The 260-nt window shown below is 77.3% G+C and carries 1 pseudogene; it reads left to right on the forward strand.

Features of this window, described 5'->3' with window-relative positions:
* Nucleotides 1–260: pseudogene (locus C4313_RS10790) on the forward strand ([LysW]-lysine hydrolase); the annotation flags it as partial.

Raw genomic sequence — 260 nt, forward strand, 5'->3', positions numbered from 1 at the left:
TGTCGCCGTCGCCCGGGCCGGGCCCCGGCCGGGCTGGCGCTGGGCGGTGGTTGGGGCGGTAGAAGAGGAAAGCGCCACCTCCCGGGGCGCGCGCCACCTGCTCCGGTCCTGGCCCCGGCCGGAGATGGTCCTCATCCTCGAGCCCAGCGGGGCCGACGCCATCACCCTGGGCTACAAGGGACGCCTGCTCCTCCACGTCCGCCTGGAGGCCCCCAGCCGCCACACCGCCGTCCCGGAGCCCACTCCGGCGGAGCGGCTGG

The organism is Thermoflexus sp. (assembly GCF_040289485.1).
Classification (GTDB): domain Bacteria; phylum Chloroflexota; class Anaerolineae; order Thermoflexales; family Thermoflexaceae; genus Thermoflexus.